Origin of the sequence: Salipaludibacillus sp. HK11 (assembly GCF_047795645.1) — a bacterium.
Lineage (GTDB): Bacteria > Bacillota > Bacilli > Bacillales > Salisediminibacteriaceae > Salipaludibacillus.
In genome coordinates, this window is sequence record NZ_CP181045.1 from 3,513,312 (window position 1) to 3,534,634 (window position 21,323).

The 21,323-nt window shown below is 41.4% G+C and carries 25 protein-coding genes; 12 read left to right on the forward strand and 13 right to left on the reverse strand.

What is annotated here, in order from left to right; all coding sequences use genetic code 11:
* The first annotated feature begins 216 nt into the window (after positions 1-216).
* Entirely contained in the window at positions 217-402 is a 186-nt protein-coding gene (locus ACM26V_RS16430) for a 2-hydroxymuconate tautomerase (RefSeq protein WP_416147815.1), read from the forward strand.
* A gap of 57 nt (positions 403-459) precedes the next feature.
* On the opposite strand, the gene ACM26V_RS16435 is transcribed toward ACM26V_RS16430, so the two are convergent.
* The 3 genes from ACM26V_RS16435 to ACM26V_RS16445 form a co-directional block, all read right to left on the reverse strand.
* Positions 460-963, reverse strand: a complete 504-nt coding sequence (locus ACM26V_RS16435; protein ID WP_416147816.1) for a YwgA family protein — start codon at positions 961-963, stop codon at positions 460-462.
* Between the two features lie 3 nt (positions 964-966).
* Entirely contained in the window at positions 967-2,271 is a 1,305-nt protein-coding gene (locus ACM26V_RS16440; RefSeq protein ID WP_416147817.1) for an HD domain-containing protein, read from the reverse strand.
* Between the two features lie 202 nt (positions 2,272-2,473).
* Positions 2,474-2,698: a DUF1450 domain-containing protein gene (locus tag ACM26V_RS16445; RefSeq protein WP_416147818.1), complete on the reverse strand. Its 225-nt coding sequence runs from the start codon at positions 2,696-2,698 to the stop codon at positions 2,474-2,476.
* 141 nt (positions 2,699-2,839) lie between these two features.
* Here ACM26V_RS16445 and ACM26V_RS16450 point away from each other — a divergent pair, with 141 nt between their 5' ends.
* Both ACM26V_RS16450 and ACM26V_RS16455 read left to right on the forward strand, forming a co-directional pair.
* Entirely contained in the window at positions 2,840-3,670 is an 831-nt protein-coding gene (locus ACM26V_RS16450; RefSeq protein WP_416147819.1) for a biotin/lipoate A/B protein ligase family protein, read from the forward strand.
* 76 nt (positions 3,671-3,746) lie between these two features.
* Complete coding sequence (locus ACM26V_RS16455) at positions 3,747-4,277, forward strand: YcxB family protein (RefSeq protein WP_416147820.1); 531 nt, start codon at positions 3,747-3,749, stop codon at positions 4,275-4,277.
* 69 nt (positions 4,278-4,346) lie between these two features.
* On the opposite strand, the gene ACM26V_RS16460 is transcribed toward ACM26V_RS16455, so the two are convergent.
* Positions 4,347-5,189, reverse strand: a complete 843-nt coding sequence (locus tag ACM26V_RS16460) for a Ku protein (protein WP_416147821.1) — start codon at positions 5,187-5,189, stop codon at positions 4,347-4,349.
* Positions 5,190-5,295: 106 nt separating this feature from the next.
* Between ACM26V_RS16460 and ACM26V_RS16465 the strand changes: the two genes are divergently transcribed.
* Positions 5,296-7,143 carry a DNA ligase D gene (locus ACM26V_RS16465; RefSeq protein WP_416147822.1) on the forward strand — a complete coding sequence of 616 codons (1,848 nt, stop codon included), beginning with the start codon at positions 5,296-5,298 and terminating at the stop codon, positions 7,141-7,143.
* 70 nt (positions 7,144-7,213) lie between these two features.
* Here the strand turns inward: ACM26V_RS16465 and ACM26V_RS16470 are convergent, their stop codons facing one another.
* Entirely contained in the window at positions 7,214-7,393 is a 180-nt protein-coding gene (locus ACM26V_RS16470) for a hypothetical protein (protein ID WP_416147823.1), read from the reverse strand.
* Between the two features lie 142 nt (positions 7,394-7,535).
* The gene (locus ACM26V_RS16475; protein ID WP_416147824.1) at positions 7,536-7,667 is read right to left on the reverse strand and encodes a hypothetical protein; all 132 of its coding nucleotides are present in this window, start codon (positions 7,665-7,667) and stop codon (positions 7,536-7,538) included.
* A 233-nt stretch (positions 7,668-7,900) separates the two neighbouring features.
* Here ACM26V_RS16475 and ACM26V_RS16480 point away from each other — a divergent pair, with 233 nt between their 5' ends.
* Positions 7,901-8,461 carry a CBO0543 family protein gene (locus tag ACM26V_RS16480; RefSeq protein ID WP_416147825.1) on the forward strand — a complete coding sequence of 187 codons (561 nt, stop codon included), beginning with the start codon at positions 7,901-7,903 and terminating at the stop codon, positions 8,459-8,461.
* A 129-nt stretch (positions 8,462-8,590) separates the two neighbouring features.
* Here the strand turns inward: ACM26V_RS16480 and pta are convergent, their stop codons facing one another.
* Positions 8,591-9,568, reverse strand: a complete 978-nt coding sequence (gene pta, locus ACM26V_RS16485; protein ID WP_416147826.1) for a phosphate acetyltransferase — start codon at positions 9,566-9,568, stop codon at positions 8,591-8,593.
* 486 nt (positions 9,569-10,054) lie between these two features.
* On the opposite strand from pta, the gene ACM26V_RS16490 reads away from it, so the two are divergent.
* The 7 genes from ACM26V_RS16490 to ACM26V_RS16520 all read left to right on the forward strand — a co-directional run bounded on the left by ACM26V_RS16490 (position 10,055) and on the right by ACM26V_RS16520 (position 16,347).
* Positions 10,055-11,983 carry an FAD-dependent oxidoreductase gene (locus ACM26V_RS16490; RefSeq protein WP_416147827.1) on the forward strand — a complete coding sequence of 643 codons (1,929 nt, stop codon included), beginning with the start codon at positions 10,055-10,057 and terminating at the stop codon, positions 11,981-11,983.
* A gap of 18 nt (positions 11,984-12,001) precedes the next feature.
* Positions 12,002-12,739: an enoyl-CoA hydratase/isomerase family protein gene (locus tag ACM26V_RS16495; RefSeq protein WP_416147828.1), complete on the forward strand. Its 738-nt coding sequence runs from the start codon at positions 12,002-12,004 to the stop codon at positions 12,737-12,739.
* 215 nt (positions 12,740-12,954) lie between these two features.
* The gene (hemQ, locus tag ACM26V_RS16500; protein WP_416147829.1) at positions 12,955-13,698 is read left to right on the forward strand and encodes a hydrogen peroxide-dependent heme synthase; all 744 of its coding nucleotides are present in this window, start codon (positions 12,955-12,957) and stop codon (positions 13,696-13,698) included.
* Positions 13,699-13,950: 252 nt separating this feature from the next.
* Positions 13,951-14,382, forward strand: coding sequence for a cell wall hydrolase (locus tag ACM26V_RS16505; RefSeq protein ID WP_416147830.1), 432 nt, complete (start codon positions 13,951-13,953; stop codon positions 14,380-14,382).
* Positions 14,383-14,412: 30 nt separating this feature from the next.
* The gene (gerQ, locus tag ACM26V_RS16510) at positions 14,413-14,967 is read left to right on the forward strand and encodes a spore coat protein GerQ (RefSeq protein ID WP_416147831.1); all 555 of its coding nucleotides are present in this window, start codon (positions 14,413-14,415) and stop codon (positions 14,965-14,967) included.
* Between the two features lie 188 nt (positions 14,968-15,155).
* Positions 15,156-15,653 carry a YsnF/AvaK domain-containing protein gene (locus ACM26V_RS16515; RefSeq protein ID WP_416147832.1) on the forward strand — a complete coding sequence of 166 codons (498 nt, stop codon included), beginning with the start codon at positions 15,156-15,158 and terminating at the stop codon, positions 15,651-15,653.
* Between the two features lie 166 nt (positions 15,654-15,819).
* On the forward strand, positions 15,820-16,347 hold the full coding sequence (locus ACM26V_RS16520; RefSeq protein ID WP_416147833.1) for a YsnF/AvaK domain-containing protein: 528 nt from the start codon (positions 15,820-15,822) through the stop codon (positions 16,345-16,347).
* Between the two features lie 71 nt (positions 16,348-16,418).
* Here the strand turns inward: ACM26V_RS16520 and ACM26V_RS16525 are convergent, their stop codons facing one another.
* From ACM26V_RS16525 to ACM26V_RS16550, 6 genes are all read right to left on the reverse strand, one after another.
* Positions 16,419-17,183, reverse strand: a complete 765-nt coding sequence (locus tag ACM26V_RS16525) for a DUF2087 domain-containing protein (RefSeq protein ID WP_416151900.1) — start codon at positions 17,181-17,183, stop codon at positions 16,419-16,421.
* A 138-nt stretch (positions 17,184-17,321) separates the two neighbouring features.
* Positions 17,322-17,693 carry a DUF423 domain-containing protein gene (locus tag ACM26V_RS16530; protein WP_416147834.1) on the reverse strand — a complete coding sequence of 124 codons (372 nt, stop codon included), beginning with the start codon at positions 17,691-17,693 and terminating at the stop codon, positions 17,322-17,324.
* A gap of 137 nt (positions 17,694-17,830) precedes the next feature.
* Entirely contained in the window at positions 17,831-18,142 is a 312-nt protein-coding gene (locus tag ACM26V_RS16535) for a hypothetical protein (protein WP_416147835.1), read from the reverse strand.
* Between the two features lie 106 nt (positions 18,143-18,248).
* A complete protein-coding gene (locus ACM26V_RS16540; RefSeq protein ID WP_416147836.1) occupies positions 18,249-18,551 on the reverse strand; it encodes a hypothetical protein in 303 nt (100 codons plus the stop codon).
* Positions 18,552-19,005: 454 nt separating this feature from the next.
* On the reverse strand, positions 19,006-19,467 hold the full coding sequence (locus tag ACM26V_RS16545; protein WP_416147837.1) for a DUF5327 family protein: 462 nt from the start codon (positions 19,465-19,467) through the stop codon (positions 19,006-19,008).
* A 22-nt stretch (positions 19,468-19,489) separates the two neighbouring features.
* Complete coding sequence (locus ACM26V_RS16550; protein ID WP_416147838.1) at positions 19,490-21,319, reverse strand: M3 family oligoendopeptidase; 1,830 nt, start codon at positions 21,317-21,319, stop codon at positions 19,490-19,492.
* Positions 21,320-21,323: the final 4 nt, after the last annotated feature.

A 21,323-nucleotide genomic window follows, 5' to 3' on the forward strand; every position in this document is an offset into this window, starting at 1 on the left:
TACCCACATTACTATTCTTTGCTTTAGTTTATCATACTACGTTTTTATGATGCACAAGATGCACACCGAGAAAATCTAGTTTTTTATAGGGGAAAGGTCGATAGATGAGGGAATTGTCTCACTTTTGTAAGGATGTTGTGCTAAACTAAATACTGCATAACGTTTTTTACCAACAGAGCCAATCTACAAAACATGTTGTGAAAGGAGATTATAAGAATGCCTATTGTAACTGTGAAAATGTTAGAAGGTCGTGATGACGAGCAAAAACGCGCACTGGTCGAAAAAGTGACAGCTGCGGTTTCTGAAACAACGAAAGCACCGAAAGAAAAGGTATCAGTAATTATTGAAGAAATGTCGCCGAACCATTATGGTGTCGCCGGCACACGCGCCAGTGATAAATAGAAATGAAATCGAATCCTTGATTATAATCAAGGATTCTTTTTTGAAAGAGCTGACCTCCTAAATTGCTGTCTTCTGCAAACGAGCAATGTAATTATAAGCTTCGTCCATGTCTTGCTCTGTGTAATTTTGCTTCGCCTTTAATGTAAAAACTTTGTTCGTCACTTCTTCTCTCGAAAAGTCTTCGAAATACAGCACCGTGGAAACCAACTCAAGAAATTTCGCGCTTCGCTCATTCATATCAGATAGCATTGCCGTTGCATCCGGGAAATCAGATGCGACCATTTCTAAAAAGTTATTTCCCTTTTCTGAAAGTTGATAACGATATTGCTGATAGCCTGATTTCTTTTCTTTCACTTCAGAAACAAATTCAAGCTGACACACTTCTTCCATTCGTAGCGATAGTTCCTCAGAGTATGGCCCAAACATATGAAACTGGTACTTTTCGTGAAAAGGAAGATTCATTTTTTGCGCGATGTAAACCATCTTCTGCAATTTTTTTCGACCAACAATCTCTCCTGTTTGTTTTAATAAAGCAAGTAGTTTTCCGTGTTCGTGAAGCATTTGTTATTCCTCCTGACTCAAGAGTAAAGCCATAATTCGCCGTTTCTCTTCTGGAAAACTTGTCTCATCCGTGAGAAAGTCTTTCGGAAAATAGAGTTTATGATCGGTTCGTTTCTTGCCTGAAATGGCTTCGACAACATCCGATTGGCGAGAAAGTTCACTTAGACTTCCGTTTGGCATTAATAAATAAATTGGTACGCGCTCATCTTTTTCTCCTGGACGGTAAAAGTCATATGGTAAATCAGATGAGGAATCAATCACTAAATAATAATCTGGATTCAACCCGATTTTTTCGAAAAGTTGTCTAAGCTCTTCCCAAATAACTACTTGTTTACTTGGATCACATTCGACGTACTTAAACAGGCGACGGTTCATAAATCTCTTGCACAAGTCGCTTAAAATCGGGTCATCTTCTTCCTCCCAGGCTTGAAAATAGTATAAAATGATTGATTCATCTAACTTTAAATAATCATTGAGGGTCACTTCATCATTAAACATCGACTTGAAATGAACTGGCGTGATTTTGAATGGGTAATTGTCAGCAAGTAACTCTTTGGCACGATGAAGAATTTTACTAAGAATAACTTCCGCACTTCTTGTTACTGGGTGGAAATAGACTTGCCAATACATCTGATATCGGCTCATGATGTAATCTTCCACGGCGTGCATGCCGCTATGCTTGAACACAGCTTGATCTTCGTCCGGACGCATGACTCTCAGCAGGCGCTCCATGTCAAATTGGCCGTAACTGACACCGGTGTAAAACGCATCGCGCAGCAAATAATCCATCCGGTCGGCATCGATTTGGCTAGAAATCAGGCTGACCAGTAGTTTATTATCATAGGTCTTCGCAATGACATTTGCCACTTTTGTGGGGAAATCATCGCCCATCTTCTGTAAAACTTCGTTGATTTCTGTATCTCCAGTGATAATATTCCTTGTCCATTTTTCGTGATCCAAATGGAAAATATGTTCAAAGGAGTGCGAGAATGGGCCGTGTCCGACATCGTGAAGCAAAGCAGACGCTAAACAAACTAGACGTTCGTCTTCGTCCCATTCGCTGTTTTTCTGTAAGTTTTTCACCATTCTTCGCATCACTTCATACACTCCGAGCGAGTGGTTAAAACGCGTATGCTCGGCGCCGTGAAACGTAACATAAGTCGTTCCCAACTGGCGAATTCTCCGTAACCTTTGGAATTCTTTCGTCCCGATTAATTGCCAAATCAGCTCGTCATCCACGTGAATATAGCGATGAACGGGGTCTTTAAAGACTTTTTCTTCTTCTAATTTTCCGTCTGGCCTGTTCATTTAGGTCTACCCCTTTCATTATGTACGACTCGCACTTGCTTATCTCGTTCGTTTGTCTGGTTATATTATACAGGATTATTGCGGGGAAGAAATAGAGTCATTTTTTGATTGACTGCAAAAATCAGGTGATTCTTCTTTATCAACAAAATAACCATCAAATTAGCACGCTATTTGATGGTCATTTTTATATTGTTGAGCTCGTTTATTTTTTCATTCGTTTTTTCACTTTTTCCAACAGTTGATCTTCATCTAAAGCAGAGACAGGACGCTCATTTACAAACGCGAAAACTTTCTTTCTGCCTGGGCCGCAGTAAGACTGACAAGCCACATAAATATTTGCTTCAGGATCGAGTTCCTTCAACTTCGGTATGAGTGTTTTAATATTCGTGGCCTGGCATTCATCACATATATCAAATTTATTTGCCATTAATTAACCACACCTTCCGATTGACATCGGATTTATTTTACAACTTTTTAGTGAGATAATGCAATAGAATTCACAAAACGTTCTTAACAAATATGATATAATTTTCACGAATGGAAAAGTGTTCGTAGAGGAGTTACAACAATGAATATTCAACAATTACTGTATCGGAAGAATTGGTTATTTTTCGACCAATCAGTGTCAGGATTATCGATGAACCCGATGTATTCGTTTGCGATGGATGACACGTTATGTCGTCGTGCAGCAGAATTAGAAGATACAGCTATCGCCCGCTCGTGGGTACATGATCGAACGATTGTGTTAGGAATTCAGGACAGTCGCCTCCCGTTTATTCAAGCTGGCATCGATTTTTTAACCGAAAAAGGCTATCAGGTAATTATTCGTAATTCAGGTGGACTAGCTGTCGTGCTTGACCCTGGGATCTATAATCTGTCGCTTGTTTTCCGAGAAGAAAAGGGACTGACAATTGACCGCGGGTATGATCTGATGGTCGCATTTACTCGCTCTGTCCTTGATGAATTAGGAGAATCGATTGTGGACGGGGAAATCAAAGAATCTTATTGTCCTGGTCGCTTTGATTTAAGTGTCAATGGCCAGAAATTTGCTGGGATTTCCCAACGACGATTGCGTGGTGGGGTTGCTGTTCAAATTTATTTAGCGATGAATGGGAGCGGTTCTGATCGTGCTCATCTCATTCGTGAGTTTTACAATCGAGCCGTAAATGGTGCTGCAACGAAATTTCACTACCCTCGGATTGATCCTGAAAAAATGGCGTCACTCGAAGAATTATCTGGTCATCGATTTACTTCAGATGAGTTGAATCACCGAATCCTCTTACGTCTGCAAAAACTGAGTGATCAGTTAGCAATGTATGAGTTGAACTCTACGGACTGGGATCGCTATGAAGATAATGTTACGCGCATGCTGAAGCGAAATCAAATCGTTTCTCCCTGATTTAAAAATGCCGTCTGTGTCTCGGCAAAAGTGCAAGCAAATCAAAACAGATTTTTTCTTAAAAGGTGGATCAAGTATGTCTAACATGGAAAAGGTTTCTATTAAAGGAACTTTATCGTATAAAGATTTCAAACAACACAACTTTCATCATCAAAAAAATATTTTAATTGGATTCTTTCTCTTTGCTCTATTACTCGTTTTCAGCATGCTTATTACCTCCGTTTTTTCAGGAAGTCCCTCGCTTGTTTTACTGATATCATTGGTTATTGCTGCAATTGTCGCTGGAATTACAACGTTGATTTTAATACTTTTGATCACTTTTCGAATACGGAAAGAATTCAAAAGCGATCAGATGATTAAAAATGAATTAAGATACATTTATAGCGATGAGGGGATCAATCAGCAGATCAAAAAATCGAATGTTTATATTGAGTGGGCGGATATTTTGAAAGCATACGAACATAAGGAGATGTTTCGGGTGTATATTTCTAAAAACAAAGTTCTTGTGATGCCGAAGCGATTTTTTGGTTCGCAAAAAGATATTACTCTGTTTAAAGCTCTTGTCAATAAACATGTCGGTGAGGAAAAGATGAGAGGCTTTAAATAGAGTCTGTTATCTGAGGAGGTCCTCACAAGGGGACCTCCTCCGTTTAAGATTCGAAGTTCTCTATCCCTACTAGGCGTTCTTCTTTATTTTCGTTTGCGTTGACGGTTTTTTCCTTGCAGTTGTTTTAGCTGATTTCTTTTTTGTTTTATCAACGGATGCTTGTAAAGCAGACATTAGGTCGGTTACATTTGAAGCGGCTGGTTTCTGTGGATCCTTCGTTTCAACAGTATCCTTCCCGGATCGCTTCTCGTCAATCAGGTCCATTAAGGCGGTTCGATAGTCATCATTGTATTTCTCAGGATCAAACTCGGTCGTCAATTGTTTGATTAACATCAGTGCAGTGCTTAGTTCCTTTTTCGTGATATTCTGATCTTCAGGAATCGCGACATCGCCTGCGTTTCGTACTTCATCTGGAAAGTGGATCGTTTCCATTAGCAGTGTTTTGCCATACACTCTCACGACTGCTAATTGTTCTTTTGAGCGGATGATTATTTTAGCGACTCCGATTTTCCCTGATTCTTCTAACGCTTGCTTCAATAACAAATATGCCTTTCCCCCACCAGTATCAGGAGCGAGAAAGTAACTTTTCTCAAAGTAAATTGGATCGATTTCGTCGAGTTTAACGAAATCAATAATCTCAACTGATTTATCTTCGTTTGCCTTCTTCAAATTTTCTAAGTCCTCGTTATCGAGTACGACAAATTTATTTTTTTCATATTCATACGCTTTGACAATATCTTCGTTCTTAACTTCCTTTTCACACCCAGGACATGTCTTTTCATATGAAATTGGTGTATGACATTCTTTATGGATTTGCCGCAGCTTAATATCCTTGTTCTCTGTTGCAGTATGAAGCTTTACTGGTATATTTACTAGCCCGAAGCTGATACTTCCTTTCCAGACTGTATGCATGTTGGTCACCTGCTTTTTTTCTTAATGTGCAATGTTTTTCGGCTGATTATTCACTCATTGTTCGGAAAGAATAAAACAAGGTTTCGACTAGGAAGGAGAAAATGATGTGATAAAACCAATGAAGCTAACAGCTGTTGAGGATTTCCCTGTAAAAACGGGATGGTTGTATGAAGCAAAATATGATGGCTTTCGTTGCCTGCTCGTTTGGGAAGGAAAGACGCCAAGCTTATTCAGCATGTCAGGAAGAACTTTAAATCGAACGTTTCCGGAAATCATTGGTTTTTGCGAAGAAATGTATGAATCAATAAAGGGGTACCTTCCTCTTACGTTTGATGGGGAACTTGTTTATCTGGAGAATTCGTTTACGAGTCGCTTCGCTACGGTACAACGGAGGAGTCGAATGGGGCAACAATCGGTAATTTATACCTACTCGAAAACGCTTCCCTGCCACTATGTCATCTTTGATTTGTTGCGTGTGGAAGGTACAGATACTGTCGATGAAACGCTATCAAAACGAAAGCAACGGCTTAAAGCTTTGTCTAAGAAGGCGAAGCTTCCGATGTCCGTTAATTCATCAGACCCGCGCTGCTTGCAAATGATCGATTCTTTCCGTTCGTTTTACAAATTGTGGCAAAACATTTGCTTAAACGAAGGAGAAGGAGCCATTGCGAAACGGAAATCGAGTCGTTGGAAAACTGGAACAAGAAGTACTGACTGGTTGAAAAAGAAACTCTGGAAGTTTGTTACGGTGGTTTTGACGAAATTTGATCCGAGCAATCGCTATTTTACTGGTGCTATTTATTATCAAGGAACGCTTGCTAATATCGTTCACTTTCGTCACGGCTTTAAAGAGGATGAGGAGAAAACATTGATTGCACTGTTTCAAAAAAATGGAACGAAAACGGATAACGGCAGTTGGGAACTTCCCGCTTCGATATGCGTGGAGGTCGCCTGCATCGCATTTGATGGGAAACACTTACGTGAACCAAGATTTTCGTCGTTTCAATTGGAAGTTACTCCTGCTGATTGTACATGGGACACGATGCACCGTCAGTTGATGCCTTTTCCTGATAATGTTGAGGTGACTAGTCTCGATAAACCGATTTGGCCGAGCGTAGCTTTCACAAAGGACAGTTACTTGCTCTACTTGCAAATGGTTGCGCCACAGCTTCTTTCACATCTGAAAAATCGCTTGCTTACATTAATTCGATATCCCCATGGTTCGGGCGGCGAACATTTTTATCAAAAAAATTGCCCTGATTACGCACCTGATTTTGTGAAAACAGCAATATCAGATGAGAACGAGATCAATTACATTCTCTGTAACGATATTGAGACGTTGCTTTGGCTTGGCAATCAACTTGCGTTAGAATTTCATCTTCCGTTTGAGACGGTTGATACTTCTAATCCAACGGAGATTGTGTTTGATTTAGATCCACCATCAAGAAAAGCGTTTCCGTTAGCGATCGATGCGGCTTTGAAGATGAAAGCAATATTTGATGAGTTAAAGCTGATAAGTTTTGTGAAAACTTCGGGTCGGAAGGGATTGCAAGTGTATTTACCTTTGCCAGTAAATCAGTTTTCTTATGAGGAAACACGTCGGTTTACGTCGTTTGTCTGCAACTTTCTTTGTGAACAAAATCCGCAATCTTTCACCACAGAACGTTTGAAAAAAAATCGCGGTAATCGTCTATACCTTGACTATATTCAACACGACAAGGGGAAAACAATCATCGCGCCTTACTCCCCACGAGGGACAGAAGATGGACTCGTTGCAACACCTCTATACTGGGAGGAAGTTACCGATACATTATCCCCGCAGCAGTTTTCGTTGCCTGCTGTGATGGAACGTCTGAAGGAAAGAGGCGATCCGTTTCGTACACTTCGGCAAGTGGACAATCGGGTGGCGTTGGGACGGGTATTGAAACAGCTAGACGCGGTAGTTAAAGATTAAATTAGCGTCCTCTTTCTTTTTGAACAAAAAAAGAGAATTACGGGTTCAATAATGGTAGTGACTCTATTGGCTAATTATTTTCATTCATTCTTTCTTTTATATCGCCCATTTTTTCTTCAAGTTTTTTTAATCTATCTTTGTCCGCTTTACTTCTTCGCACAAGGGACACAATCATAAAAATTATTCCTATTGGTATTGCAATAGCCATTACTTGGTAGAATACATTGATAATGCTAACATTTTCAAACATTATTTATACCTCCTTTTTTAACACTTCAAAGCACACGTGGATCGCATATGTATTGTTCCAAAATTTTAAGAATTTAGCGTAAGTCACTAGCACAATGAGTCAAAAGCTAACAAGTTTCCCCTAACGTTTGTTCCACATCAAATTATTGCTTTTCATTCATTTCCTTTAACAAATCAATTATTTCATCATTTTGTTTATTTGATTTTCTTAGTTTCGCTTCTATTGAAAATAAGGTGACAAAAATAGCAATAAAACCGAGTATCAGCACTGACAATCACTCCTCTTAATCGTTAGTTTAACATAATATCCCATTTAATAGGCTAATACAGAAAGAAATAACGAACTGAAATTTGCAGTTCGCTTTCATTGAAATATATGATTTTATGCAGTACCCCTTACGCGGATACTGATTTAGAAGCTGAAGATCTTTTAATCAACTGCCTTCCCTTACATAAATTAAAGCGAGCACACACAAGCTATAAAAAAATAGGTGGAGTGTATCTTTATATGAATAATAAAATGTTATGGGTAGAAATTATTAAAATGCGCCAGCAAACTAAGGAGCTAGAATGGGAGTATTGGTTGAGCGAAACGGTTTTTACATTCAATTGGTGGTTCCTCTTCCTTACGATGATAGGATTTATCATTGGTTGGTTGATTGTTGTCGATAAAACAAGAATTGTTGAAATTGTCACATTCGGTTTATTTACGGCAACCACAGCCCTTGTTTTAGATATTTTGGGTGTCTCCTACGTTTTATGGGCTTATCCTAACAGTATAATCCCAGTAGCACCTTCTATTTTTGAGATTGATGAAGTACATCTTCCAATTATTTATATGGTTGTATACCAGTTTTTCACCCCTTGGAAGTCATATTTAATTGCTATCACTATTGCTTCTTTCGTTTTTGCATTTGCTCTGGAACCTTTGTTAGTCTGGTTACAAATATATGAAATATATAGTTGGGAGCATATTTATTCGTTTCCAATCTATGTATTTATAGGTGTCTTTTTTAAGTGGTTAATACAAAAAATGAAGCAAATCGAGAGGAAGAGTGGAAAACAATAAATACCTCGCTAACTGTTCAAGTGCACTCCTCACCCTCATCTATCCAATTAAGCCAAAAAATGACCACCAAAACAAAAAACACCGCTGCCACAAAATAAATTGTGGCAGCGGTGTTCGAAAATATGATGATTATTCTGTGATGCCTTGCATGGCGGTGATGAGTGAGAGTTTGTAAACATCTTCCGCGTTGCATCCGCGTGACAAGTCGTTGACTGGTTGGTTCAAACCTTGCAAAATTGGGCCAATCGCTTCGAAGTTACCGAGGCGCTGAGCTAATTTGTAGCCAATGTTCCCGGATTCGAGACTCGGGAAAATGAATGTGTTTGCTTGCCCCTTTAATGGAGAATCGGGTGCCTTTTTCGCTGCGACACTTGGGACAAATGCAGCATCAAATTGAAATTCCCCGTCCAATGTTAACTCAGGGGCGTTCTCTTGCGCAATTTTAGTAGCTTCGACGACTTTTTCTGTTTCAGGGCTTACTGCTGATCCCTTAGTAGAGAAGCTGAGCATCGCAACTTTAGGCTCAATTCCGAACACTCTCGCTGTCTTCGCTGCTTCCAATGCTGTTTCAGCCATGTCATTGCTATCAGGTGAAATGTTAATAGCACAATCACCGAATATGTAGCGTTGGTCGCCTTTCACCATCACGAACACACCAGACGTCTTTTTCACGCCTTGCTTCGTTTTGATGATTTGTAAAGCTGGCCGCACGGTATCACCTGTCGAGTGAGCAGCTCCACTGACAAGTCCAGCTGCTTCCCCCGTATAGACGAGCATTGTTCCGAAATAGTTCGGTGTCTTAAGAATTGTTTCTGCTTGTTCTTTCGTATTCTTCCCTTTACGGCGTTCCACAAAAGCTTCAACTAGTTGATCAAATCCAGGATATGTTTCTGGATTGTAAATCGTTAAGTTGGAAACATCTAATTTCAGCTTCTCCGCTTTGGCTTCGATCTCATGTTGATCACCGATTAAAATCGGACTAAGTATTCCTTCTGCTTTCAACCTCACTGTTGCCTCTAGAATTCTTTCATCCGTTCCCTCTGGAAAAACGATGGATGGATTATGTGCTTGAACTTTTTCTGCTATCGCTGTAAACATGTCGCTCACAGGAACTCCTCCTTTATTACTCTCTACCTACTAGGATACTCTTTCTTCGTCCAAAAATAAAACGTCTGGCCCACTTTTGACAAAGTTCTAATTTTCAGAATTACATTTTTTCTTTCCATTATTATGATGCAAAAAGTAACTAACTAATCAATTTTCTCACTAAAACAGTGTTGTCATACAACAATTTCTGACATCGTTGTTAATACTGATTTTGGCCAAAAATTGAGTTATGACGAATTTACAATTGCATTTACTTGCCCCCCTTCAGTATAATGAATGAATAGTCACTCATTAATTTGTAAGTAGCTGTTATTGAACACAATTCCAACAAAAGTTAGCATTTAAATTTGAACAAACAAGACACAATTTTTTCCGAATTTCTTCTAATCGCCGGCAAAGGAGAGGAACAAAACTTCACCATGTGACAATTACCGGTCTAGCTATCTAGCAAAACCATTTACAATATTTCTCAAAAAGGAGGATCTTATGGGTTGTGAAGAAGTGTATAAACCACTGAAAATCAATCAATTGACATTGAGAACAAGAGTAATTATGGGATCGATGCATGTAGGAATCGAAGGGTTGGAAAATGGGATTCATAAACTAACCGAGTTTTACAAGCTTCGCGCGAAACATGACGTTGGCCTGATTGTTACTGGAGGTGCTGCCGTAAATGCTGAGGGTAGTGGCGGACGTGATTTCATGACGATTTATCAAGAGAAGGACGTCGAGCGATGGAAGCCGCTCACGCAAGGCGTGCATGACGAAGGTGGTGCAATTGCGTTGCAACTGTTTCATGCCGGTCGCTATGCATACAAGGCGATGACAGGGCTCGATCCCGTTTCCCCCTCTCCCCTCCAGTCACCGATTAACCCGGATCAACCTGTCGCGTTGACGCATGAGCAAATCGAACGAACGATTGATGACTTTGCCCAAGGTGCCAGGCGCGCGAAAAAGGCTGGCTTTGATGCGGTTGAGATCATGGGATCGGAAGGTTATTTAATTAACCAATTTGTCTCCCCTGTCACGAACAAGCGCACCGACCAGTGGGGTGGCTCATTCGAAAATCGGCTTAGATTTCCGCTTGCGATTATGCGTGCGGTAAGGCAAGCGGTCGGACCTGACTACCCTGTTTTGTTTCGCATGTCCGGGAAAGATTTTATCGAGGGAAGCACAACAGAAATGGAAACGCTCCAATGGGCGAAGGAAGTTGAAAATGCTGGCGCAGATGTGATCAATGTCGGCATTGGCTGGCACGAATCACGCGTACCGACGATTTCAATGAAGGTGCCGCGAATGACGTTTGTTCCTGTTGCCGAAAGCATTGCTAGTCACGTCACGATCCCCGTTGTTGCGAGTAACCGAATTAATGATCCGAGGGATGCGAACACTATCCTCAAAGAAGGAAACGTCCAACTCGTATCAATGGCCCGCCCGTTTCTGGCCGATCCTGCAATTATTACAAAAGGTAAAGCCGAGCGATATGACGAGGTGAATACATGTATTGCCTGTAACCAAGCATGTCTTGACCATGTCTTCGAAGGCAAAGCCGCAACGTGTCTCGTCAATCCAGAAGCGGGTCGAGAAACAGAGTTGGTCATGATCGAAACCGATAAACCGAAGAAACTGCTAATTATTGGCGCTGGTCCTGCTGGAATGGAAACAGCGAGGGTTGCAGCAGAACGTGGACACTCGGTCACATTAGTCGATGAAAAAACGCAAATTGGTGGTCAGCTCAACTATTCGAAACAAATCCCTGGTAAACAAGAGTTTTATGAAACACTACGTTACTATCGGATTCAGCTTGATTTATTAGGCGTCGAGGTACGCCTCGGCTTGCGGCTTACAGCAGATTCCCCCCTCGTTAAAGAGGCGGATGACGTGATCCTTGCGACAGGAATCGTACCCAGGATGCCTGAGATACCTGGTGTCAACTCAAAACACATCCTTTCCTACCGCGATGTGTTCGAAGGAATAGCTGAAACTGGAAGCAACGTAATCATTGTTGGTGGCGGCGGGATTGCCTGCGACTTGGCGTTATTTTTGAAAGGAAAAGGGGTTGAATCGGTCACGTTGTTGCAGCGAAGCAAATCATTTGCGCGCGGGATCGGCAAGACGACAAGGTGGGCGACGATCATGGAACTGAAACGCCAAGGCATCAAGATGATTGGTGGGATCGAAACATATCAACACGTCGACGATCAGTCGGTGTCGTTTACGATTGACGGTGAGGATAAAACGGTGGTGGCAGATTCGGTCGTGTTAGCTGCTGGACAATTGATTAATGATGAATTGGTCGGCGCGCTTAGAGATCAAGGCAAGTCGGTTCACATCATCGGTGGTGCGAAAGATGCGCTTGGGTTAGATGCTAAAAAGGCGATTCACGACGGTGCAATTCTAGCGCGGAAATTATAACTTATGGGAGGATTAACGATGAAGACTGTTTCATATGAAGTCAAGGACGGCGTGGCGACGCTAATGATGAATCGCCCACACGTCCGCAATGCAATCAACGAAGAGATGCACGAAGACCTGTTCAACGCGTTTCAAGAGGCACGTCGTGACGACACCGTCAAAGTAATTCTGTTTACCGGGAGCGAGGGCGCTTTTTCGAGTGGTGCCGACTTAAAAAGCATCCCCGTCGACAAAATGGAAAGCTTCGATCATGGCGAATATCTGGCGCGCACCTACAACAAACTCGTCGTGCTCATGAACGAAATCGAAAAGCCGATCGTGGCATATGTGAACGGAACCGCTGTCGGCGCCGGCCTTAGCTTAGCGCTAGCTTGCGATTTCCGTGTCGCTACTGCCGATGCAAAAATCGCGTTGAGCTTTCTGCAGATTGGCTTAACCCCGGATGCGGGAGCTTCGTATTTTCTACCACGGCTGGTCGGGTTAGCAAAAGCGATCGAACTTGGATTAGGTCAGCCAATCACAGCAGATGAAGCGCTTCGAATCGGGTTAATTACGCAAATCGGCGACCCTAGTCAATTTGTAAAAGCGTTGAAACAGGTACCTTCTCCTGCCTATGGTTGGATGAAGAAAAACATGAAGACTGGGTTTGAAGGAACGTTGCAAGATGTCCTTCACGCTGAAGTGGAAGGCCAGCGAGTAGCCGGCAAGTCAGAAGCTCATTTGCAGGCGGTTCAGTCGTTTTTAAAAAGGGGTTAATAAACGGGAAGAGTTTCGATCGCGAATTTTATCGAATTTGTTATCTGTCGGAACCGCCACTCTACTTGTCGCAGTCTCAATAACGTGAAATGCTTGCTGTTTGGTTTTTCTCGGATAGGCTTGTATAATAAAGAGAGTCTGAAATGACATTGATGTCAGGTTGCGTCGAGTCATTTTAAAAGAAACAGTAGAAGATGAAATGGAGTGGTTATATAATGGCTGAGCCAGCAAAAACGTTGAATGGTTGGTACGTATTACATGATTTTCGCAAGATGAATTGGGCTGAATGGAAGAAAATTTCTTCAGATGAACGGGAAACGATTATCGCTGAATTCATGAAGTTAATCGCAAAATGGGACGTCACGCAATCTAAATTTGAAGGAAGTCACGGTGTTTTTTCGATCGTTGGTCAAAAAGCGGACTTCATGATTATGCTGTTGCGCCCGACAATGAATGAGTTGAGTGAGCTTGAAACTGCATTTAACAAAACACGCCTTGCTGAGTTCACTGTTTCAGCTTATTCGTATGTGTCTGTCGTTGAATTAAGCAATTATTTAGCTGATGATAAAGATCCGGATCAGGACCCAGAAATTCAGGCACGTTTGAAACCAATTTTACCAAAATGGGATTATATCTGTTTCTATCCGATGGATAAGCGCCGTCAAGGTGATGACAATTGGTATATGCTTCCGATGGAAGATCGTCAAACGATGATGCGCAGCCACGGTATGATCGGACGTAGTTATGCAGGAAAGGTACGACAGATTATCTCCGGTTCCGTTGGCCTTGATGACTGGGAATGGGGCGTTACTTTGTTCGCTCATGATCCTTTGGAATTCAAAAAACTCGTTTACGAAATGCGCTTTGACGAAGTGAGTGCTCGTTATGGTGAGTTTGGAACGTTCTATGTCGGCAGCTTGCTTGATGATGATAAGATCAAACCTTTCTTATACATTTAAATAAACTTTGATGAAATGTACCCTGGCCGGAATACGGTCAGGTTTTTTTTATTTAAAACAACCTAGAGAGTTGCAGCTCAGTTCTATTCTTCTTGTCCTCTTTTCTAACGGTGCTATTTGTTGTCATAGCCTAATAGCTTGCTACATACAATGTCATTAGCATGGGTGGTAGTCACTCAGTAGTGATGATGCTCGAAATGCCAGTGTTTTGTGACGTACAACGCTTCGTTTTGCCATAAAGGAGGTGTATGGTTGGCTGTTATAAAAGCAAGAGAGCAAGATATTGATTTATTAGCACGTTTAATGCGCGCGGAAGCGGAAGGCGAAGGGGAACAAGGCATGCTGAGCGCTGGAAATGTTATGGTCAATCGTGTTCGGGCAGATTGTCTAGATTTTGAAGATATTCGTAATGTGAACAGGATGGTCTTTCAATCCCCAGGGGGTTTTGAAGCAACACAAAAAGGATACTTTTACCAAAAGGCTCGCGAACGAGATAAACGTCTTGCGAGGAAGCTCGTCCAAGGGAAACGCTACGTTCCTGGTGAATTTGATCTCTGGTTTTTCAGGCCCGATGGTCCTTGCCCAGAACAATGGTGGGGACAGTGGAATTCAGGCAGGTATAAACTACATTGTTTTTATTCACCTTTGGAAAGTGAATGCCCTTCCGTTTACACCGTGTACTAGACAAATTGATTGATTTAGAGGAGTGATTACATGAATTCACAACAAGGATTTCCACCGGCAGGATATGGTGGAGGTTATGGGTATGGATATGGCAATTCAGCAGAGGGGCAGCAGCTCGGTGGGTACCCTAATAATCAACAAATGCCACAAATGCCTATGCAACAGCAACCACAAGCATATCAACAACCACAACAACCGTCGCAGCAATTACCCGGAACGCCAATGCCGCCCCCACCACAATTTGCACAACAAGGACAAGGACCGCCAACGATGCCCGACATGCCTGGTATGCTACCAATTGAGCAATCGTATATTGAAAATATCCTTAGACTCAATCGCCAACGAGTTGGAACCTTTTACATGACGTATGAGAACAATGAAAAGTGGAATGCAAAGATTTTTAAGGGCGTTATTGAGGCCGCTGGACGGGACCATATCATTCTCAGTGATCCACAAACGGATAAACGGTACTTACTGCTAATGGTCAATTTGGATTATGTCACTTTCGATGACGAAATCGAATATGATTATCCTTTTAATGAGTTCGATACAGGCCAGTCGTTAGCCACCTATTCTCCGAGGTAATCATCTGAATACCATATTTTTATAATTAAAAGCTTAGAGTTTTCTCTAGGCTTTTTTTGTGTATTATTGTTAAGGTAGCTCTTTTCAAAAAATTTATACTCATTTTATACCAAGGATAGTCCTCTATAGTTAGGCAATGATAAGATTTGTACCACCATTTTAAAATTTATTTATGAGGTGATTTTATCATGAGCTTTTTTGATTGGATTAGTGGAAATGGAGAATCGCGTCAGAAAAACCGCAAGAATAAACCTGAAGCAGATCGGGTCGCAGATACTGAATTTGCAAAAGACAATGCACACATGGATCTTCGTGCAGAAGAGTTAGATATTGACAAAGAGCGTATGGAAACTGGGGAAGTCGTTCTTCACAAAGATATCGTTGAAGAAGAACAAACAGTAAATGTTCCTGTTTCTCACGACCAAGTAGTCATTGAACAAAGAGCTGTTAACCATGAACCAACAGAGGAACCAATCACAGAAGAAGAAACAGTTCATATACCAGTTACAGCAGAAGAGGTTGATGTCGATAAGCATACCGTTGTCACTGGTGAAGTTTCTGCTCATAAGCGCTCGATTGAAGAAAATGAAGCGATTCATGACGTCACCCATAAAGAAGTTGCCGAATACAACACAAAAGGACTAGCAGACGTTGAAGCAGATGAAGACACAAAGAAAGAAGAATAACTTGCTCTGATGATTTAACAGGTGACTATAAAGGTGGTATATCCTCCTTTAGTCATCTTCTTTTTAATCCTAATCACTTTCATTAAAGCTTACTGGAAAACTCGAACTTTTTTAAAAAACGACGCTCTAAATGTCACTTGGAAGAAATGATACTTAGGAGGTCCCTATGAGTAAGTATATATTAATTGGTGCTGTCATTGGTCTGGTTTTTAGTTTGGTATTAAATATTTCTCTTCTCGAGGGTTTATTTCTAGGTACAGCCTTAGGAGGGATCAGTTATAAACTGTATAGATTATATTCAGGAGAGCCAAACACACCTAAAGAAGAAGCATCGCAAACCAAAAACCAAACAATCCGTCTAAAAGAAGAACAGCTAGACATATCGAAAAATCAAGTACAGACAGGTGACATAAAGGTTCATAAAGAGGTATCAGAACAACAAAAAACATTTACTGTCCCAATTAGGCGAGAGGAAATGGTGGTTGAGGCAGGAGATGAGGAGGAATTTAGGATTCCATTAAAGGAAGAAGAGATTGAAATATCTAAACATCCGGTTAAAGTGAATGAAGTTTCTCTGTCAAAACGTGAAATAGAGGAAATAGAGCAAGTTAAAGGAATGGTAAAAAAAGAAAAAGCATACATCGAGAAAAAAGAAGGAGCAGATGTAAAAGTAAATGATATGGAATATTACTGAGGGCATGACCTGCTTTCTCATGCCCTTCTTGTTTTCTAACGGTACTCCCCTTTGATGTTGATCATTTACCTTTAGTTTTTTATCCAATACTCGCTACAATCTTGTTTTCGTTCCATAAAGCCATACTCAATAAAATAACGCCTTATAGTCGCAAAATCGTCGTAGACCAATTCAAGAATCTGATTTACTTCTTTCTCTGTGTATATTTTATCAGTGTCAAAACGTTTTAAGATGTGTTGTAATATACTAATTTTCCGTTTCTCTTTCTTCGGAAAACTATCAAGAGGACCGTCTAAACCTTGCTTGAAATACGTATGCAACACCTTTTCTTTCTCTTCAAGCGTAGTTGCGTAGCGATCATCGACCATTGTTGCCCCCTTATGAAACGGAACGAAATTATCTTGATTCGATCCCTTCTCTTGTTTAAGTGTATTCATAATTGTTAAGAATACCTTTGCTTGCTTTTCTTTTTCCTTGAATTTAAAGCGATAATTTCGAATTGTTGAGGTACTGCCTCCACCTAACTGTTGCACTATTTCTTTGTCCGTTAGGCCTTGTTGGAAAAAATTCAGCAATTCTTTTTGATGCTCAGACAGTCCTGTGTATTTCTTATCCATTTTCATTAAATAATCAAATACTGAACCATGCTTTTCATTGATGTGATGAATAATGGCTTTTTTTGCTTCTAGTAACTTGTCACCTCTTTGGTAAATCACACCGCCTTCTAATCGATGATTGCAAAGGAGACAAACATACTCATCCTCTGTCTTCTCATAAATATATCCATCCGAAAGCTCTTCAACGGTCGCCTCCCAAAATCGTTGATAATCATGAATAAGCAAACAAAACCTCTCTATGTTTATTTTAATATAAACACAATAACATTTAGTTTATTAAATTTCAACAAAAAAAGCACAACCTCCTCATTTTTTGAATGAAGAGATCATGCTTTTTCAGATAGGAGCTTAGCGTTCTTATTCTTGCCATGCTGCAATAAACAAAAGTACCCAGCCAACGAGAAATGCGACTCCGCCGATCGGTGTTATCGCACCAAGAACTTTGATACCCGTTAGGCTTAATGCGTAAAGACTTCCGGAAAACAAAATAATCCCGATCAGAAATGCCCAGCCCGCTCCATGAACAAGCCCTGTTGCTGACAAATACCTCGTTAAAATCGCTACAGCAATGAGAGCCAACGCGTGAATCATATGGTATTGAACACCTGTTTCAAATGTATGCAAGTACCCGTTTGATTCCAAGCGGTCTTTTAATGCATGAGCACCAAATGCCCCCAAGGCGACAAACAAAAATGCATTTAAACTTCCTAATAGTAAAAATAATTTCATCGTTTTACCCCTTTCAATCAAAACATTCATCAGTATGTATGATATACGGAAAAGCATACCATACCTTGGAACAATCAGAAAAGGGATTTCCTTCTTATCGTCGACATGAGGCAATCCCTTTACACTGCGACTATCCACTAGCGATTGTGAATAAACACTTTCACTGCACTTTCAACATCATTTGCTTCTGATTCATTGGCGCAATGAATTAAGATATGATCACCTTCAACATCCATTTGCACATCATGAAATCCTTGCTTGTCGAGGAAATCTGATATGTCTGTCGCCTCTTCTTTTTCTGCGAACAACGTGTGCTCTCCAACAAATTCTCCATTTACAAACATTTCATAGCGATCTTCATTCAGCTTGGCATTGCCGGCATTACTTTCGCTATTTGAGGGTCGAACAAAGATCGGTATACCTACATTCCCACTATTGAATTGTAACAATTCTCTTCCCTCCATTTTGAATACTTAGCATTGATGTTAGTATGGCGGTTTTTGGTTTAATTATGTATGGGTAAGGTTCGAAAGGAATACGTTAGTCGATTTTACTTTAGTGTTCATAGGCAAGCAGTTGAACACTCTCACCAATAAGCACAAGACGCTTCTCCTTGTGACCCTTCTTTCCAAAATACACTCGCCATGGGTCACAAGACGCTTCTCCTTGTGACCTTTCCTTTCCAGATCTACTCGCCATAGGGCACAAGACGCTTCTCCTTGTGACCCTTCTTTCCAAAATACACTCGCCATGGGTCACAAGACGCTTCTCCTTGTGACCTTTCCTTTCCAGATCTACTCGCCATAGGGCACAAGACGCTTCTCCTTGTGACCCTTCCTTTCCAAATACACTCGCCATGGGTCACAAGATGCTTCTCCTTGTGACCCTTCCTTTCCAGATCTACTCGCCATGGGTCACAAGATGCTTCTCCTTGTGACCCTTCCTTTCCAAAATACACTCGCTATGGGTCACAAGACGCTTCTCCTTGTGACCCTTCCTTTCCAAAATACACTCGCCATGGGGCACAAGACACTTCTCCTTGTGACCCTTCTTTCCAAAATACACTCGCCATGGGTCACAAGACGCTTCTCCTTGTGACCTTTCCTTTCCAGATCTACTCGCCATAGGGCACAAGACGCTTCTCCTTGTGACCCTTCTTTCCAAAATACACTCGCCATGGGTCACAAGACGCTTCTCCTTGTGACTCATCTTTCCATACCTGCCCCCGAAACGGCTCAGCCTCCTTCCTCCTACACCCAAGCCATTCAAAAAAGGCCCGTCCCCCGCCTGGAGAACGAACCTCTAAATCACTTTAAAAATCAAACAAGCTATCACTATTCGGATTGTCACCTTCATCATAAATCGTATCACTACTGCTTTTAGCAGAAGCCCCTTGAGCACCACCGGCCGCTTCAGGTGAACGCTTGTCCCCAACTCGAGAACCTGCCTCTGACCCTGATCGAGCACCACTACCAATCCCTGATACAGACCCAGAAGACGCCGACTTTTTATCAACGAGACCTTCTGACATTCGCGCCTTCACATCCTCAACAGAAGCATGTTGTACATTGACCGGAGTCTTCAAACGTGACCTGCCAGAATCCACATCTGATTCCGAATCCAACAACAAATCACAATATGTCTTCAAAGCATGTACATGCTCGCGATAACCAGCAGAGGAACTAGAACTAGAACCCGACTCGACCAACTTCTCTTTCAGTCTATCCAACTCACTATCCATTTTTCGAATTACGAGCTTTGCAGGGATATCCATTGACCTCTCCCCTTTTTTTGATTTATTTCTTCGTCAATTCCATAAACATATTTAAATCTTTCTTCAAAAAGTCAATAGCGGCTTGCCAAAATTCAGGCTTCGTTAAGTCGACATCTAAATGCTTTTTCGCTAACTCCTCCACCTCTAGACGTCCAGTGTCACGAAGCAGATCAATGTATTTTTGCTCAAACGCATATCCTTCATCGACAGCCTTGGCATAAATCCCGATACTGAATAAATAGCCGAACGTGTATGGGAAATTATAAAACGGGACACCCGTAATATGAAAGTGCAACTTCGACGCCCAGAAACTTGGTGAATACTCACCGAGAGAATCACAATAAGCCTCTTTTTGCGCCTCAACCATCAATTCATTCAAACGCTCCTTGCTAACCAGTCCGCTTTTGCGCTCTTCATAAAAACGTGATTCAAACAAAAATCTCGAATGAATATTCATAAAAAACGCCACACTACGATTCAACTTATCATCTAACAACTGAATTTTTTCCTCATCCGTTTTTGCCGCTTTCACCGTTGCATCTGCGACAATCATTTCAGCAAACGTCGATGCTGTTTCAGCGACGTTCATCGCATAACGCTGAGAAAGCTGCGGTAAATCATTCATGACATGCTGATGATACGCGTGCCCAAGTTCATGAGCGAGCGTCGCCACGTTCGATGCTGATCCATCATATGTCATGAAAATGCGTGACTCCTCTTTCACCGGGAAACTTGTACAAAATCCACCAGGCCGTTTTCCGTCACGGCTTTCCGCTTCGATCCACCGTTCATCAAACGCCATCTGAGCAAATGCAGCCATCTTCGGACTGAACGTGCCAAATTGTTCAACGATGATTTCCACCGCGTCGTCGTAACTCACTTCTGCAACATTTTCAGTTAATGGCGCACTTATATCGTAAATATCAAGCTTCTCCAAGCCTAAAATCTCTGCTTTACGGTCCATATAATCAACAAAATCTTGCTTATTTTTCGTTATTGTTTTCCACATGACATCTAACGTTTCCGGTTTCATTCGATTAATCTCAAGCGGCTCCTTCAATACATCTTCCCATCCACGTGCTTCGTACATCTCTAAACGATAACCAGCTAAATGATTCAATGTATTGGAAAAAAGCTCCGATTCATTCTCCCACGCCTTTTCGAAGCGCTCAAATACATGTTTTCGCACATCACGATTTTTATCTGAAAGCTTATTAGACGCCTGACCCACAGACAACGATTTCGTCTCGCCATCTTCTTCAATCTCCACTTTCATGCGGCCAACAATCACATTGTACATATCGCCCCAAGCTTGATACCCATCAATCGATAAACTTTGAATCAACTTCTCCTTGTCTGCCGGAAGTTTCTCCTCCGCATTTGTACGACGCTCATTTAAATTAAATGAAATTTGCTTCATATCCTCTTGCGCAACAAATTCATTCCATTGCCGCTCATCAAAAGCAAGCAACTGCTCATCAATCGACGTCATAATTGACGCATACTTCGCCGCCAACTGCTTCACCGTTCCACCCAGCAACTTCGCCTGATCATCATTAACGTCCTGAGCCGTCAAACAACTAATAAATGCCCCCGCTTCACGAGCCTTCTTTCCGACTTCTTGCGCTTCATTGACGAACGACGCCCAAACCGCGACATCTGCATTATTCTCCAGCTGCACTTTGTCTAAATTGCCCTGAAATTGAGCCAATTCACTCGCAACATTTTCCAAGTACCGTTGAAATTCCTTTGACTTGCTTCCTCCGGGAAAAATCGTGTCCAAGTTCCATACTTGACTATATTTTTGAGCCATGATAAAACCTCGCTTTTTAGATTGGCTGCTAGCTTCCATCAAA